This is a genomic window from Alistipes sp. AM16-43 (genome assembly GCF_003435745.1).
In the GTDB taxonomy this organism is placed as follows: Bacteria; Bacteroidota; Bacteroidia; order Bacteroidales; family Rikenellaceae; genus Alistipes; species Alistipes onderdonkii.
Genome location: NZ_QTUQ01000001.1, coordinates 288,701 through 302,491 on the forward strand (window position 1 = coordinate 288,701; position 13,791 = coordinate 302,491).

Consider the following 13,791-nt stretch of genomic DNA (forward strand, 5'->3'; position numbering starts at 1 on the left):
TATGGATGTCCTGGCTTTTCGCGACTACTGCCTGTCGCTGCCCCTGACCGAGGAATGTACGCCCTTCGACGAAACTACGCTGGTCTACAAGGTCGGCGGGAAGATGTATGCCTATGCCGATATGGAGAATTTCGGGCGGGTCGCCGTAAAGTGCGATCCCGACGAGGCGGTTTCCCTGCGCGAGGAGTATCCCGACGTCACGCCTGCGTGGCATTCGAGCAAAAAGCACTGGAACGACATCCGCACGACGGGCGACCTGCCCGATGCCTTTATCCGGACGCAGATCCGCAATTCCTACCTGCTCGTGCTGCGGCAGAACGTTACGCCCAAGTCCCTGCGCGAGGAGATACTGGCCTATGTCGGGGAACACGGCCTGCCCGAATAGCCGCTGTGCCGGATCCTGCCCGGCCCTGAGATTGTCCGATCAAATAACTCGATAAACTATGAATATCCGATTTCTTTTCGCAGCGCTGGTTTGTGCGCTGGCTTTGGGTTCGTGCGACGGAAATGCCCGAACCGAACTTTTCAATGGCAAAGACCTTGCGGGTTGGGTATGCGTCGTCGACAGCCTGGGCGAAGTGCCTGCCGGGGAGGTATTCACCGTCCGGGACGGCAATATCCGTATCGCGGGGCAGCCGTTCGGCTACATGCGTACCGCGCGGCAGTACGGCGATTACAGGCTCCACGCCGAGTGGCGCTGGATCGGCGAAGCAACGAACAGCGGCATTTTCCAGCGCGTGCAGGAGGGCGACAAGGTCTGGCCTCAAGGGATCGAATGCCAGCTCATGGCCGGGCGTGCGGGCGACCTGGTGTTGCTCGGGGGTGCAAGGGCCGCCGGGATCGAACCCGTCGGCAAATTCCCTATAAAGGCGCGTATCGGCGATGCCGATTGCGAGAAGCCTGCAGGCGAGTGGAACGAGGCCGAGATCGTTTGCCAGGGTGACCGGATGACCGTCTATATCAACGGCATATTGCAGAACGAATGTTCGGGTACGAACCGCACGGGCTACATTGCGCTCCAGAGCGAAGGCGGCACCCTGGAGTTCCGTAATGTCTACCTCACCGATGTGAAATAGGGCATCCGGCACAGCGGCCCGGATACTCGGAAAGCGAAGGCCGTCCCCGCAGCAGGGGACGGCCTTCCGTCGTTTTGAGGCCGGATTGCTATGCGCGCATTTTTGCTTTCCAGCGAAGGTAGCCCGCGACTGCCAGCGCCGAGTAGAGGGCGTACAGGCCTGCCGTCAGCGGGATGCCCTTGTAGAGGTACAGCCCCACCGTTACCAGGTCTACGGCCAGCCATACGAGCCATTGCTCGACGTACTTGCGCGAGAGCATCCACATCGCCACGATGCTTCCGGCCGTGGTCATCGCGTCCCAGAACGGCACGGTGCTATTGGTGAATGCCACGAGCAGGAAGTAGATGCCCGTATGCGCTGCGGCGTAGACGGCGACCAGCCCCGCAGCCTGGCGCAGGGGCGTATGCCCGATCTGGTCGGCCGCTGCTTTCCTGCGCGGTGCGTTATGCCATACGATCCACCCGTAAAGGCCGGCCAGTACGTAGTAGGCCTGCATCGAGCAGTCGGCATAAAGCCCCGCCTTGTAGTAGAGGGCGCCGTGCACCAGCGGCATGATGAGCCCGACGATCCACAGGCGGATGTCGGCCCGGTATTCCAGCCACAGGTAGAGCAGCCCCAGCACGACCCCGGCGATTTGCAGTACGAGTTTCCAGTCCATCCGTTCTCAGAATTTCACCGTCACGTTGGCCAGCACGTTCAGCGGGGCCTGCGGGAAGTAGAGTGCGACGTCCGTACGCTTGCCGTCGTCCATGTAGGAATAGCCGTACCCATTGCCGCAGTACTCCGAATCGAAGAGGTTGTAGACCATGAGCCCGAAGCGGACGCTGCGGGCGGCTTTCGTGCGGAGCGTATAGCCCAGGTTGAGGTTGGTCGTGCAATAGCTGTCGAGCGACAGGGCGTCGATTTCGTTGTTCGTGAAATACTGCTTGCCGACATACTGCGTGTGGAATACGGCCTCGAAGCCCTTGCAGTGGAAGTCGAAGAGCACCCCGGCGATTACGTCGGGCGAGTAGGAGATGGTCATGTCGCCCAGGTTCTGCCCGAAGGTAGGGCTGTCCTTGAGGGCGTCGACGTAATCCTCGATCCTGTTCTGGCTGAACGTGGCGTGCCCGCTGAGCGTGAACCAGCCCGTGGCTTTCCACTGCGCCGAAAGTTCGATGCCCCGGCGGTAGCTGTCCTCCACGTTCGTGTTCAGGGCGTCGTCGCCGTCGTTGACCATGCCCGTGGCGATCAGCTGATCCTTGTATTTCATGTAGTAGAGGTTCACGCCCGCGCTGAATTTCGGCGCGTCGTACCGGTAGCCCAGTTCATAGTCGTAGAGTTTCTCGGACGAAGGATAGGAGTTGTCGCCGGAGAACATATAACGGTCGGTGAAGTCGCTGCGCGTAGGCTCCTTCTGTGCGACGGCGAACGATGCGTAGAAGTTGTGGCGGTCGGCGAGCGTGTAATGGATGCCCGCGCGCGGGTTGAAGAAATGGTATTTCTTATCTACGTCGATAGGTTGCATCGCGGAGGTGTCCCAGTTGTAGTTGTCGTTGACGCCCCATGCCTGGTAATGCACATAGCGGTATTGCATGTCGGCGAACAGGCGCAACCCCCGGGCGACTGTCCAGTTGGCGCGCACGAAGACGTTGGCGTCTTGTTTGTCGACATCGTTGTCGTACCAGCGTCCCCGGATGTCGCTTTTCTTCAGTCCGTCCACCCAGTCCAGCGTGCCCCAGTGGGGACAGGAGTAATAGCTCCACGAACCGCCGAACGTGAGGTCGAGGTTGCGTACCGAATAGGCTGCCGAGGCGTTGATGCCTCCCAGGTGGTTGCGCATGATCTTTTCGCGGATCAGGTCGGCCTGTTCGATGTCGCTCTGCAGGTTGGTGTAGCCCGCAAGCCATGCGTCGTCCTTGTACTGCTTGTAATAACCGTACCCGTACGTGTAGAACGCCGTGGCGTTCATCACCCAGCGGTCATCGATGCGGTGATTGAGGATCAGCTGGTTGTTGATTTGCAGGTAGTTGTCCGTCTGGTCGTCGTAGTAGTCGACGTGCGTGCCGTCGGCCAGTACGAAGGGGCCGTCCGAGGTGACGTACTGCCCGCTGTCGTGGTACCGGCGTCCGTAGCGCTTCATGTCCTCCTTCGTGACGCCGTTATAGGTGAGGTAGGTCTTGGCCTTGCCGCCGAACGATACCAGTTTCAGCATCGTATTGCCGTTGTAATAGGCACCCTGGAACATGTAGGATTTAAGATCCGTGGCTCCGCGGTCGATGTAGCCGTCCGAACCGATATGGGTCAGGCGTGCATCCACGGCCCAGTGGCCGCCCATGAGGCCCGACGAAACCTGCACGGCCTGCTTGTTGGTGTTGTACGATCCGTAGGAGAGCGATGCCGAGCCGTTGAAATCGGTCGGGAGTGCCTCGGTGGTCATGTTCACCGCGCCGCCGAAGGCACCCGTGCCGTTGGTCGAGATGCCTGCGCCGCGCTGCACCTGCACCGTCCCTACCGACGAGATCAGGTCGGGCGTGTCGTACCAGTACATCGAGTGCGAGTCGGGGTTGTTCATCGAAACGCCGTTGATCGTCACGTTCAGGCGCGTGGCGTCCGTGCCGCGCAGCCGTACCGAGGTGGCGCCGATGCCGATGCCGGTTTCGTTGGTGGCGACCATCGAGGGGGTCAGCGCCAGTACCGACGGGATGTCGGATCCGAAGCTGTTGCGGGCGATCTCGTCGCGCGCGATGTCCGTGTAGGCCACGGGCGTGGCCGCGTCGGCGCGTGTGGCGGTGACTTCGATCTCCTGCAACCGGTACATGCGCAGCGAGTCTTCCTGCCCGGCCTCCACGGCCTGGGCATGTGCGGCGGTGCCTATGACGGCGGCCGCAATGGGTAGTAAAAACCTTTTCATGTTTAAACTTTTTAAAGTTAAAGAACTGAAAAGGGGTATGTAATGTTGATTATGCATCCCGGTCTCGGCATTACCCGTGTCCGGTTCAATGGGTATAATCTCAGCCCGCGCACTGCGAGCACCCCTTAGAAATTCGACGGCAAAGGTAGTGATTGTCCGGGGCAATACCAAATTTATTTGTCCCGGCCCGTGCAGGCCCGAATAATTAAATGCCGAAAAGGGGGATATAAGCCGAAAAATGCCTACTTTTGCACTTTCAAATTTTTTTAACGGTCTATGAAACATATCGCATCGTTCCGTCCCCGGTTCTTCGAAGTGTTCCGGGGCTATTCGCGTCAGACGTTTTCGGCTGACCTGATGGCCGGCCTGGTCGTTGGCATCGTGGCCCTGCCGCTGGCTATCGCCTTCGGTATCGCTTCGGGCGTGTCGCCCGAAAAGGGAATCATCACGGCCGTGGTCGCGGGGTTCGTCGTCTCGCTGCTGGGCGGAAGCCGGGTACAGATCGGCGGCCCTACGGGCGCCTTCATCGTCATTGTCTACGGCGTCGTCCAGCAATACGGCGAAACGGGGCTGCTGGTTGCGACGTTCATGGCCGGTGTGCTGCTGGTCGCGATGGGGCTGTTCAAACTCGGCGCCGTCATCCGGTTCATTCCCTATCCCGTCGTGGTGGGGTTCACGGCCGGTATCGCCCTGACGATTTTCACGACGCAGATCGCAGACCTGTTCGGGATGGATTTCGGCGGGGAGCCCGTGCCGGGGGATTTCATTGGCAAGTGGATGCTCTATTTCCGCCATTTCGGTTCGGTCAACTGGGCGAACCTGGCCGTGGGGCTGTGCAGCATCCTGCTGATTGTCCTCACACCCAGGTTCTCGCGCCGTATCCCGGGGTCGCTGGTGGCCATCGTCGTGCTGACGGCCGGGGTTTGGGCGCTTCGGACGTATGCGGGCATGGAGGGCGTCGATACCATCGGCGACCGCTTTACGATCCGCGCCGAATTGCCTGCCGCGGCCATGCCCGCGATGGATTGGGAGGTGATGCGCAGCCTGTTCCCCGTGGCTTTGACCATTGCGCTGCTGGGGGCTATCGAATCCCTGCTTTCGGCGACGGTAGCCGACGGTGTGACCGGCGACCGCCACGATTCGAATACCGAGCTTATGGCGCAGGGTGCCGCCAACCTGCTCACTCCGCTGTTCGGCGGCATTCCGGCCACGGGTGCCATCGCCCGGACGATGACCAATATCAACAACGGCGGCCGGACGCCCGTGGCGGGCATTATCCATGCCGGGGTGCTGCTGCTGATCCTGTTGCTGATGATGCCGTTGGCGCAGTATATCCCGATGGCCTGCCTTGCGGGCGTACTGGTGGTCGTTTCCTATAACATGAGCGGCTGGCGGACTTTCCGGGCTTTGCTGCGCACGCCCCTTTCCGACAGGGCCGTCCTGCTGGTTACCTTCTTCCTGACGGTCGTCTTCGACCTGACGGTGGCCATCGAGGTGGGGCTGCTCATCGCCTGCGTGCTGTTCCTGCGGCGTGTGATGGAGACGACCGAAATATCGGTGATCCGCAATGAAATCGACCCCTCAGCGGGTTCCGACGCCCGGCTGCACGAAGAGCCGCTGGCCATACCCTCCGGGATCGAGGTGTATGAGATCGACGGCCCCTATTTCTTCGGCATCGCTACTCGCTTCGAGGAGTTGATGATGCAGATGGGCGACCGTCCCCGGGTGCGGATCATTCGTATGCGTCGCGTGCCGTTTATCGACTCCACGGGGCTCCATAACTTGGAAACCCTGTGCCGGATGTCGCAGCGGGCGGGGAGTACCCTCGTGCTGTCGGGCGTGAACCCGGGCGTGCGCGCTACGCTGGAGAATGCCGGGATCTGCAACCTGCTCGGCGAGGAGAACATTTGCCCCGACATCCATGCGGCGCTCGAGCGCGCCCGGGCGTTGGCCGCCCAGTCCGGGACGGGGAAGTAGGGCGGAAAAAGGTAGGACGGAAAAGAAGTAAGAAACCCTGCAGGCCGCATATACGGAGCGGAATCTCCCGTGTCCGTCCGCTCGTTCACGCCGGGTTCTTGTACGAAAAATCCCTGCTACATGTAGCAGGGATTTTCGTTTTGCCGGGGCAGCCTAAAAGGTGCCGAACCGGAAGACGATCTTCTGGCAATAGAGTTCGCCGGGTCTGAGCAGCGGCGACGGGAAATCGGGATGGTTCACGGCGTCGGGGTAGTTCTGGCATTCGATCGCCACGCCGTCGTAGTCGTCGTAACGTCCGCCGGTCTTGGTTTCGGGGCATCCGCCTGCGAGCCAGTTGCCGGTGTAGACCATCACGCTGGGCTGCGACGAAAGTACCTTTACGCAGCGCCCCGAGCCTTTTTCGCGCAGTTCGCCGACCTCGCCCAGGATGTTGGGCTGCCACCCGTCGATGACAAAAGGATGGTCGTACCCCTTGAAATCGCGGATATGGTTGAACTCCGAGCCGATGCCGGGGCGGAAGGGCCTGAATTGGCGGAAGTCCTGCGGAGTGCCCGCTGCGTCGAGCAATTTCCCGGTCGGAATTTGCTTGTCGTTCATTTCGAGCACCTTCGAGCTGTTCAGGCGCAGTTCGTGGTCGAGGATCGAACCGCTTCCGTCGCCCGCGAGATTGAAATAGACGTGGTTCGTGAGGTTCACGACCGTCGTCTTGTCCGTCTTGGCGAGGTAGGTGATCTCTAGGGCATTGTCGTCGTCGAAATCGAATACGGCTTCGACGTTCAGCTCGCCGGGGTAATTCTGGTCGCCGTCCTCCGACAGGAGCGACATGACGACGCGGTTGGTCTCGACACGGCTTTCCCAAAGACGGTTGGCGAAATTCTTCGTGCCGCCGTGCAGGTGGTTGGGGCCGTTGTTGACCTCCAGCGAGTATTCTTTGCCTTCGATGGTCATGCGTCCCGATGCGATACGGTTGGCACAGCGGCCGACGCTCTTGCCCGAGGCGGCGCCGTCGAAGAAGTAGCCTTCGGGATGTTTGTAACCGAGCACCACGTCGTCCATGCGGCCTTCGCGGTCGGGCATCGTCACGGAGACGATCGCGGCCCCGAAATTCGAGAGCTTCACTTCGGCGCCCTTGTCGTTGCGCATCGTGTAGAGGATGATCGCCTCTCCTTCGGGCGTCATGCCCCATACGTGTTGTTCGATAGTTACCATATTATTCTGCGGGTTTTAAGGTTGCCAGGATATGGTCGATGCGGCGCAGGGTCTCCTCCTTGCCGATGAACGACGTCACGTCGTACATGCCGGGGCCCTTGCCGGCGCCGACCAGGGCCAGGCGCAGCGTGTTCATCACCTGCCCCATGCCGTAGCCTTTCTGCTCGATCCAGCCGTGTACGATCCGCTCGGTATTTTCCAGCGAGAAATCGTCGATCGCGGCCAGTACGCTGCGCAGTTCGCGCAGGATTTCAGGGTTCTGCCCCTTCCAGTATTTCCTGGTCTGCTTCTCCTCGTATTCGGCCGGGGCCACGAAAAAGAACGACGTCAGATCCCACAGGTCGGTGATGAACGTGGCGCGCTCCTTCATGATGCCGGCGGCGCGGCCTGCGACCTCGTCCGCGACCTCGATGCCGTGCCCGCGCAGGATCGGCTGGTAGAGCGCGGCCAGTTCGGCGTCGCTCTTATGGTGCATGTACTGTGCATTGAACCATTTTGCCTTGTCGGGCTGGAAGCGTGCGCCCGACTTGGAAACGCGTTCCAGCGAGAAATTGTCGATCAGCTCCTGCATCGAGAAAATCTCCTGTTCGGTGCCGGGGTTCCACCCCAGCAGCGCCAGCATGTTGATGAATGCCTCGGGGAAATAGCCGTCCTCGCGGTATCCGTGCGCGGTCTCGCCCGTCGTGGGGGATTTCCAGAAGAGCGGGAATACGGGGAATCCCATCTTGTCGCCGTCGCGTTTCGAGAGCTTGCCGCCGCCCGTGGGTTTGAGCAGCAGGGGCAGGTGGGCGAACGCGGGCTGCGTCGCCGTCCATCCGAATGCCTTGTATAGCAGGTAGTGCAGCGGCAGCGAAGGAAGCCACTCCTCGCCGCGGATGACGTGCGAGACCTCCATCAGGTGGTCGTCGACGATGTTGGCAAGGTGGTAGGTGGGCAGTGCGTCGGCCGATTTGTAGAGCACCTTGTCGTCGAGCGTCGAGGTGTTGACCTCCACGTGGCCGCGGATCAGGTCGTCCATTTCGACGACTTCGTTTTCAGGCATCCTGAAACGGATCACCCACTGGTCGCCGCGGTCGATACGCGCCCTGACCTCTTCGGCGGGCAGCGCCAGCGAGGTGGCCAGCTTTTCGCGCACGGTGTAATTGTAGGCGAATGCCTCGCCGCGTCCTTCGGCCTCCCTGCGCAGGGCGTCCAGCTCTTCGGCCGTGTCGAACGCATAGTACGCCCACCCGGCTTCGACCAGCTGCAGGGCGTATTTGAGGTATATCTCACGCCGTTCGCTCTGGCGGTAGGGGGCGTGGGGGCCGCCCGCGCCGACGCCTTCGTCGATCCGGATGCCGCACCACTCGAGCGATTCGAGGATATACTCTTCGGCGCCCGGTACGAAACGCTGCGAGTCGGTGTCCTCGATGCGGAGGATCATTGTGCCGCCCATCTTGCGGGCGAATAGGTAGTTGTAAAGGGCCGTGCGGACGCCGCCGATATGCAGCGGCCCCGTGGGGCTCGGTGCAAAGCGCACTCTTACGGGTCTTGCCATGTTATGATTCTATTTTGTTTTTGTCGTTTCGTTTCAGTTCGTCTTCCCTGCGCCGGGCGTAAGCGTCGTATTCGGGCGTATCCGGGAAATCGCGCCACGCCCTGCCGCACCTGCGCAGCCCGGCGGCCGCGACGATTGCCATGCCCGCGCAGGCTGTTCCCACGATTGCCGCCGTGATAATCCACATCGTGCGGTTACGCAGGATCGCAGCGGCGAGGATCAGGCCGAAAAGCACTCCCTGCGTCCGGCGGGAGAACAGTATGCTGCACAACGTGTCCATGTCCGGGGTGTCCTTATTGCGGGTGTCCGCTGCGTTTCGGTGTGCCGGATGGGGACGTCAGACGTTGAACAGGAAGTGCATGATGTCGCCGTCCTGCACGACGTATTCCTTGCCCTCGATGCCTATTTTACCGGCGTCGCGGCACGCTTTCTCCGAGCCCAGCGCCACGTAGTCGTCGTACTTGATGACCTCGGCGCGGATGAATCCTTTTTCGAAGTCGGTGTGGATGATACCTGCCGTCTGCGGGGCTTTCATGCCGCGCACGTATGTCCAGGCCCGCGACTCGTCGGCGCCCGTGGTGAAGAACGTTTCGAGGTTCAGCAATTTGTAGGCCGATTTTATCAGGCGTGCCACGCCCGATTCCTCGAGGCCGAGGTCTTCGAGGAACATCTGCCTCTCCTCGTAGCTTTCCAGTTCGGCGATGTCGGCCTCCGTCGCTGCTGCGACGACGAGCATTTCGGCTTTCTCGCCCGCGATGGCCGCCTTCACCGCTTCGGTATAGGCATTGCCCGTCACGGCGCTTTTCTCGTCTACGTTGCAGACGTAGAGCACCGGTTTGTCGGTCAGCAGGTTGAGATCGGCGACCAGCTTGCGGTCTTCCTTCTCCAGTTCCACCGTGCGGGCGCTGTTCCCCTGTTCGAGCGCGGCTTTGTATTGCAGCAGCAGCTCCACGGCACGCCTGGCGTTCTTGTCGCCGCCCGAGGTGGCCTGCTTCTGCGTTTTGGCGAGGCGGTTTTCGACGGTTTCGAGGTCTTTGAGCTGCAACTCCGTGTCGATGATGCCCTTGTCGCGCACGGGGTCGATCGACCCGTCCACATGGGTGATGTTGCCGTTGTCGAAGCAGCGCAATACATGGATGATGGCGTGCGTGTTGCGGATGTTGGCCAGGAATTTGTTGCCGAGCCCTTCGCCTTTCGACGCCCCTTTCACCAGCCCGGCGATGTCCACGATCTCGATCGTGGTCGGGATCACCCGTTTGGGATTGTCGATCTCCGCCAGTTTGACAAGCCGCTGGTCGGGAACCGTGATGACGCCCACATTGGGCTCGATGGTACAGAAAGGAAAGTTCGCCGCCTGCGCCTTCGCATTGGACAGGCAGTTGAAAAGGGTCGATTTACCCACGTTGGGCAAACCTACGATGCCGCATTGTAAAGCCATTCTATTTATTTGTCGTTAGATTTCAATAACGCCTGCAAAGATACGAAATTCTTTTCATATTGTCATCGCAGGCAGGGGCTTTCGCACGGTTCCGCCTGCGATTTCCCGCTTTGCAGGGCAGCGCCGGACGGATTGCCCGCAATGAAAAGGCAGCGGCCTGTGCAGGCCGCTGCCTTTTGGGGGCAGGCTGGTTTATCGTGCGTAGATGCGGGCCGCATAGCCTCCGCCCGGGGCCATCCGGATCTTAAGCCTGCGATCCTGCGGCAGCTCCGATACGGTCTTCCTGAAGTCGCGGGCTGCCCGGTCGGCGTTGATGCCGTCGGCGAAACTCTCGATGTCGTAGTTGCCGTTGCCGATGAACGACAGATCCAGCTCCAGTTCGCGGGGTGTCCAGTCGGTCATGGCGCCGATGTACCACGTGTCGCCCGAGCGGCGGGCGATGGCGATATATTCGCCTACCGAACCCGTGAGGGCCACCGTTTCATCCCATACGGTCGGGACTGAGGCCATGAAAGCGAAGCACTCGGGTTCCTTCATGTAGTTCGACGGCGAATCGCAGAGCATCGTGATCGGCGACTCGAAGACCACGTACTCGGCCAGCTGGCGGCAGCGGGTGCCCTGGCTCATGGGTTCGCTGTGCACCGGGCGGTAGTTGCCGCGCGAGGCATTGCGCATGGCTCCCTGCGTATAGTCCATCGGCCCGGCGACCATGCGGATGAACGGCATCGTGACGTCGTATTTCACCATGTCGGTCGATTCGGCCGACCATTTCAGCTGTTCGAGGCCGAACACGCCCTCGTAATTGAGTACGTTGGGCCATGTGCGGTTGAGCCCCGTGGGCTTGAATACGCCGTGGAAATCGAGCAGCATCTTATGTTCGGCGCAGACTTCGGCGGCGCGGTGCAGGAAATCGACCATCCGTTGGTCGTCACGATCCATGAAATCGACCTTGAAACCCTTGACGCCCATGTCGGCATAATGTTTCACGACGCGTTCCATGTCGCGCTCGAAGGCGTAGTAGCCCGCCCAGAGGATGATGCCCACATTGCGCTCGCGGCCATATTCGACCAGTTCTTCCAGGTCGATCTCCGGCACTACCTGCATCAGGTCTGCCTGTTTGTTCACGGCCCATCCCTCGTCGAGGATCACGTATTCGATCCCGTGCTGCGAGGCGAACCAGATATAATACTTATAGGTTTCGTTGTTGATGCCCGCCTTGAAATCGACGTCGTAGAGGTTCCATGCATTCCACCACTCCCAGGCCACTTTTCCGGGTTTGATCCACGAGGTGTCGGCGATCTTCGAGGCCGGGGCGAGGCGGTAGACCAGATCGTTGTCGAGCAACTGGCTGTCGTCCTTCGATACGGCCATTACGCGCCACGGGAACGACCGGGTGCCTTCGGTCGCGGCGATGTAAGGTTCGCGCTCCGTGACCAGCATCTGCAACTGGTTGTGGCCGCCCTGTTCCTCCTTTTTAGGATAGGGGGCGAACACGCCCTTCAGCACGGGGGCCTCCGTCGAGTTGTTGAGGAAGAGGCCCGGATAACCCTGCAGGTCGGCCTCGGTGATGACCATCTTGCGGCCGCCGGGAAGTTCCACCAGCACGGGCAGGAAGATCAGTTTGCGGGGGTCGAGCTGCGTCAGCGGGAGACGGGTGTAGGTGTTCTCGAACGAATTGCGGAACTGCCCTTCGAAATCGAGCAGCCGCTTGTGCCCGACATAGGGGGCGTACGCCGTATAATCGGCCGGGAAGGTATAGGCGACCTGCTCGTTCTCGACCAGGATGCCGTCCTTTTTCCGGGTCGTGAAACGGTAGGCCAGCCCGTCGTCGTAAAGGCGGACTACCAGCCCGTAATCGCCGCGCATCGTAAGCTCAAGTTCGTTGTAGTGGTCGCGGACGCTGCTCTTCTTGTAGAACGGCGAGGCGATCCGTGCGTCGGCCGTATTTTTCCTGGCCCTGGTGACTTTGGGGTTGCTGCCCAGCACTTCGCCGCCGCCGAGCGTCATCGAGACGGGCGACGGGGCGAGCAGCGTTTCGCCGTCGGCCGAGAGCGAGATCCTCAGGTCGGAGCCGGTGGCGACGGTGGCCTGCAGCGTGCCGTCGGGCGAGGTGAGCGTGTAGTTTTTCTGTGCCATGAGCGGCAGCGCGCACACGGTGCATGCGAATAGGAATAACGGTTTTAAGGACATAGATTCGGTTTGAAGGTTAATTTGCCCCGAAGATAGTAAATCCTCCGCAAAAAACGGCCGATATGCCTGAATTTTGATCTCTGCGCGGAACGGAAGGGGCGGGACACCTGTTTGCGGGACGGTGCTAACGCCTTTTCGGGGCGACCTGTTCGCGGTATTCCGACGGGGTGATGCCCTTCAGCTGCCTGAAGGTGCGCGAGACGTTCTTGATGTCGGAGAAGCCCAGCTCGGCGGCCGCCTCGGATACGCTCAGCCCTTCGCACAGCAGCTGCATCATCTTTTCGATGCGAGTCTGGATGATGTAATCGTAGATCGAGGTGCCCATGCTCTTTTTGAAACGGGTTTCGAGCAGGCGGCGCGACAGGGGTACCAGCTTCACCAGATCGTCCACTGTGATCTTCTGACTGATGTTCTCATGGATGTAGCGCAATACCTCTGCGATGTGCGGGTCGTTGTTGGCATAGATGTCCGTCGACTGTCGGGTGATGATATTGAGCGGCATCACCATGACGTCTTCCCATTCCGCTTCGGGGTTGCGGATCAGCCGGTCGATCAGCCGTGCCACGTCGTAGCCGCCCTGCTCGACACCCTGGCTGAGCGACGAAAGGTTTGGGGCGGAGAGTTTGCAGATCGTCTCGTCGTTGTCTACCCCCAGGATGGCTATGTCGTTCGGAATACGCGAATTTCCCCCCCCCTCGATCTGGAGGCACGCCTCGGTGATATGGTACGCCTGGTTGTCGTCGCAGGCCATGATGGCCACCGGTTTGGGCAGCGATTGCAGCCATGTGATGAGCTGCGCCGTGTCGTAGTACCACAGGTCGTTCTGGGCGCCGCTGCGCAGTGACGAGAAGGTGAAATCGGGGTTTGCCTGTTCGACGGTCTCGCGGAAACCCTGGCAGCGTTCGTCCGAGAAGTCGATGCCCCGCGTCCCGTAGAAGGCGAAATTGCGGAACCCCTTTTTCAGGAAATACTCCGCGGCCATGCGGCCGGCAAGGTGGTGCGGCCCGGTGATGTTGGGGATCGTCGTGAAACGCTTCTTGAAATCCTGCGCGATGGCGATGATGCCGTTTTCGCGGAACAGACCGACGTTGTCCGTGTTGTAGAACTGCCCGATCACGGCGTCGGCCTTCATCCGCACGGCCCATTCGACCACCGCCTCTATGCCGAACTTGTCGCGTATCGACAACGGCAGCCGGCAAAGGCTCCACGCCTGCGCCGTGTCGTGCGCATAGCGGGCCATGCCGAGCAGCAGTTCGCGGGCATAGGCTTCGGAAAAATCGGTCAGGAAAATTACGCGTGCCATGGTCTGGTTGGGTCTCTTCGAGGGTAAAGATAGCTTTTTTTCGGGAATTTTCTGCCCCAGGACGGAATTTCGGGCGAAAAGGCACTCCTGCCGGGGTTTCGGCGCCGGATAGGAAGGTTCTGCGCGATGTGAGGATGTAAAAGCGCAAATAGCCACGGACGGGACGCT

At 60.6% G+C, this 13,791-nt stretch carries 11 protein-coding genes and 1 riboswitch; of the genes, 3 read left to right on the forward strand and 8 right to left on the reverse strand.

Annotated elements, in window-relative coordinates:
* The first annotated feature begins 1 nt into the window (after position 1).
* Both DW189_RS01185 and DW189_RS01190 read left to right on the forward strand, forming a co-directional pair.
* Positions 2-385, forward strand: a complete 384-nt coding sequence (locus tag DW189_RS01185; protein WP_117506589.1) for an MmcQ/YjbR family DNA-binding protein — start codon at positions 2-4, stop codon at positions 383-385.
* Positions 386-443: 58 nt separating this feature from the next.
* Positions 444-1,076, forward strand: coding sequence for a DUF1080 domain-containing protein (locus DW189_RS01190; RefSeq protein WP_117506590.1), 633 nt, complete (start codon positions 444-446; stop codon positions 1,074-1,076).
* A gap of 88 nt (positions 1,077-1,164) precedes the next feature.
* Here DW189_RS01190 and pnuC read toward each other — a convergent pair whose 3' ends face one another.
* Positions 1,165-1,734 (reverse strand): nicotinamide riboside transporter PnuC, encoded by a 570-nt coding sequence (gene pnuC / locus DW189_RS01195; RefSeq protein WP_117506591.1) that lies wholly within the window; start codon positions 1,732-1,734, stop codon positions 1,165-1,167.
* 6 nt (positions 1,735-1,740) lie between these two features.
* Positions 1,741-3,969, reverse strand: a complete 2,229-nt coding sequence (locus DW189_RS01200; protein WP_117506592.1) for a TonB-dependent receptor — start codon at positions 3,967-3,969, stop codon at positions 1,741-1,743.
* Positions 3,970-4,008: 39 nt separating this feature from the next.
* Positions 4,009-4,105: riboswitch (TPP riboswitch) on the reverse strand.
* Between the two features lie 140 nt (positions 4,106-4,245).
* Here DW189_RS01200 and DW189_RS01205 point away from each other — a divergent pair.
* Positions 4,246-5,946, forward strand: coding sequence for a SulP family inorganic anion transporter (locus tag DW189_RS01205; protein WP_117506593.1), 1,701 nt, complete (start codon positions 4,246-4,248; stop codon positions 5,944-5,946).
* Positions 5,947-6,099: 153 nt separating this feature from the next.
* Here the strand turns inward: DW189_RS01205 and DW189_RS01210 are convergent, their stop codons facing one another.
* The 6 genes from DW189_RS01210 to DW189_RS01235 all read right to left on the reverse strand — a co-directional run bounded on the left by DW189_RS01210 (position 6,100) and on the right by DW189_RS01235 (position 13,623).
* Positions 6,100-7,155, reverse strand: coding sequence for an aldose epimerase family protein (locus DW189_RS01210; RefSeq protein ID WP_117506594.1), 1,056 nt, complete (start codon positions 7,153-7,155; stop codon positions 6,100-6,102).
* Position 7,156: 1 nt separating this feature from the next.
* Complete coding sequence (gene gltX, locus DW189_RS01215) at positions 7,157-8,692, reverse strand: glutamate--tRNA ligase (RefSeq protein WP_022333451.1); 1,536 nt, start codon at positions 8,690-8,692, stop codon at positions 7,157-7,159.
* A gap of 1 nt (position 8,693) precedes the next feature.
* Positions 8,694-8,972, reverse strand: a complete 279-nt coding sequence (locus DW189_RS01220) for a hypothetical protein (protein ID WP_087403273.1) — start codon at positions 8,970-8,972, stop codon at positions 8,694-8,696.
* A 57-nt stretch (positions 8,973-9,029) separates the two neighbouring features.
* A complete protein-coding gene (ychF, locus tag DW189_RS01225; RefSeq protein ID WP_032134313.1) occupies positions 9,030-10,130 on the reverse strand; it encodes a redox-regulated ATPase YchF in 1,101 nt (366 codons plus the stop codon).
* A 192-nt stretch (positions 10,131-10,322) separates the two neighbouring features.
* Positions 10,323-12,320, reverse strand: coding sequence for a glycoside hydrolase family 97 protein (locus DW189_RS01230; RefSeq protein WP_055203219.1), 1,998 nt, complete (start codon positions 12,318-12,320; stop codon positions 10,323-10,325).
* 124 nt (positions 12,321-12,444) lie between these two features.
* Complete coding sequence (locus tag DW189_RS01235) at positions 12,445-13,623, reverse strand: xylose operon transcription regulator XylR (RefSeq protein ID WP_117506595.1); 1,179 nt, start codon at positions 13,621-13,623, stop codon at positions 12,445-12,447.
* Positions 13,624-13,791 lie beyond the last annotated feature (168 nt).

Coding starts and splice junctions, on each gene's coding strand:
- DW189_RS01200 (WP_117506592.1), bottom strand. CDS start 3,969: ATGAAAAGGTTTTTACTACCCATTGCGGCCGCCGTCATAGGCACCGCC.
- DW189_RS01185 (WP_117506589.1), top strand. CDS start 2: ATGGATGTCCTGGCTTTTCGCGACTACTGCCTGTCGCTGCCCCTGACC.
- gltX (WP_022333451.1), bottom strand. CDS start 8,692: ATGGCAAGACCCGTAAGAGTGCGCTTTGCACCGAGCCCCACGGGGCCG.
- DW189_RS01205 (WP_117506593.1), top strand. CDS start 4,246: ATGAAACATATCGCATCGTTCCGTCCCCGGTTCTTCGAAGTGTTCCGG.
- DW189_RS01210 (WP_117506594.1), bottom strand. CDS start 7,155: ATGGTAACTATCGAACAACACGTATGGGGCATGACGCCCGAAGGAGAG.
- pnuC (WP_117506591.1), bottom strand. CDS start 1,734: ATGGACTGGAAACTCGTACTGCAAATCGCCGGGGTCGTGCTGGGGCTG.
- DW189_RS01220 (WP_087403273.1), bottom strand. CDS start 8,972: ATGGACACGTTGTGCAGCATACTGTTCTCCCGCCGGACGCAGGGAGTG.
- DW189_RS01235 (WP_117506595.1), bottom strand. CDS start 13,623: ATGGCACGCGTAATTTTCCTGACCGATTTTTCCGAAGCCTATGCCCGC.
- DW189_RS01230 (WP_055203219.1), bottom strand. CDS start 12,320: ATGTCCTTAAAACCGTTATTCCTATTCGCATGCACCGTGTGCGCGCTG.
- ychF (WP_032134313.1), bottom strand. CDS start 10,130: ATGGCTTTACAATGCGGCATCGTAGGTTTGCCCAACGTGGGTAAATCG.
- DW189_RS01190 (WP_117506590.1), top strand. CDS start 444: ATGAATATCCGATTTCTTTTCGCAGCGCTGGTTTGTGCGCTGGCTTTG.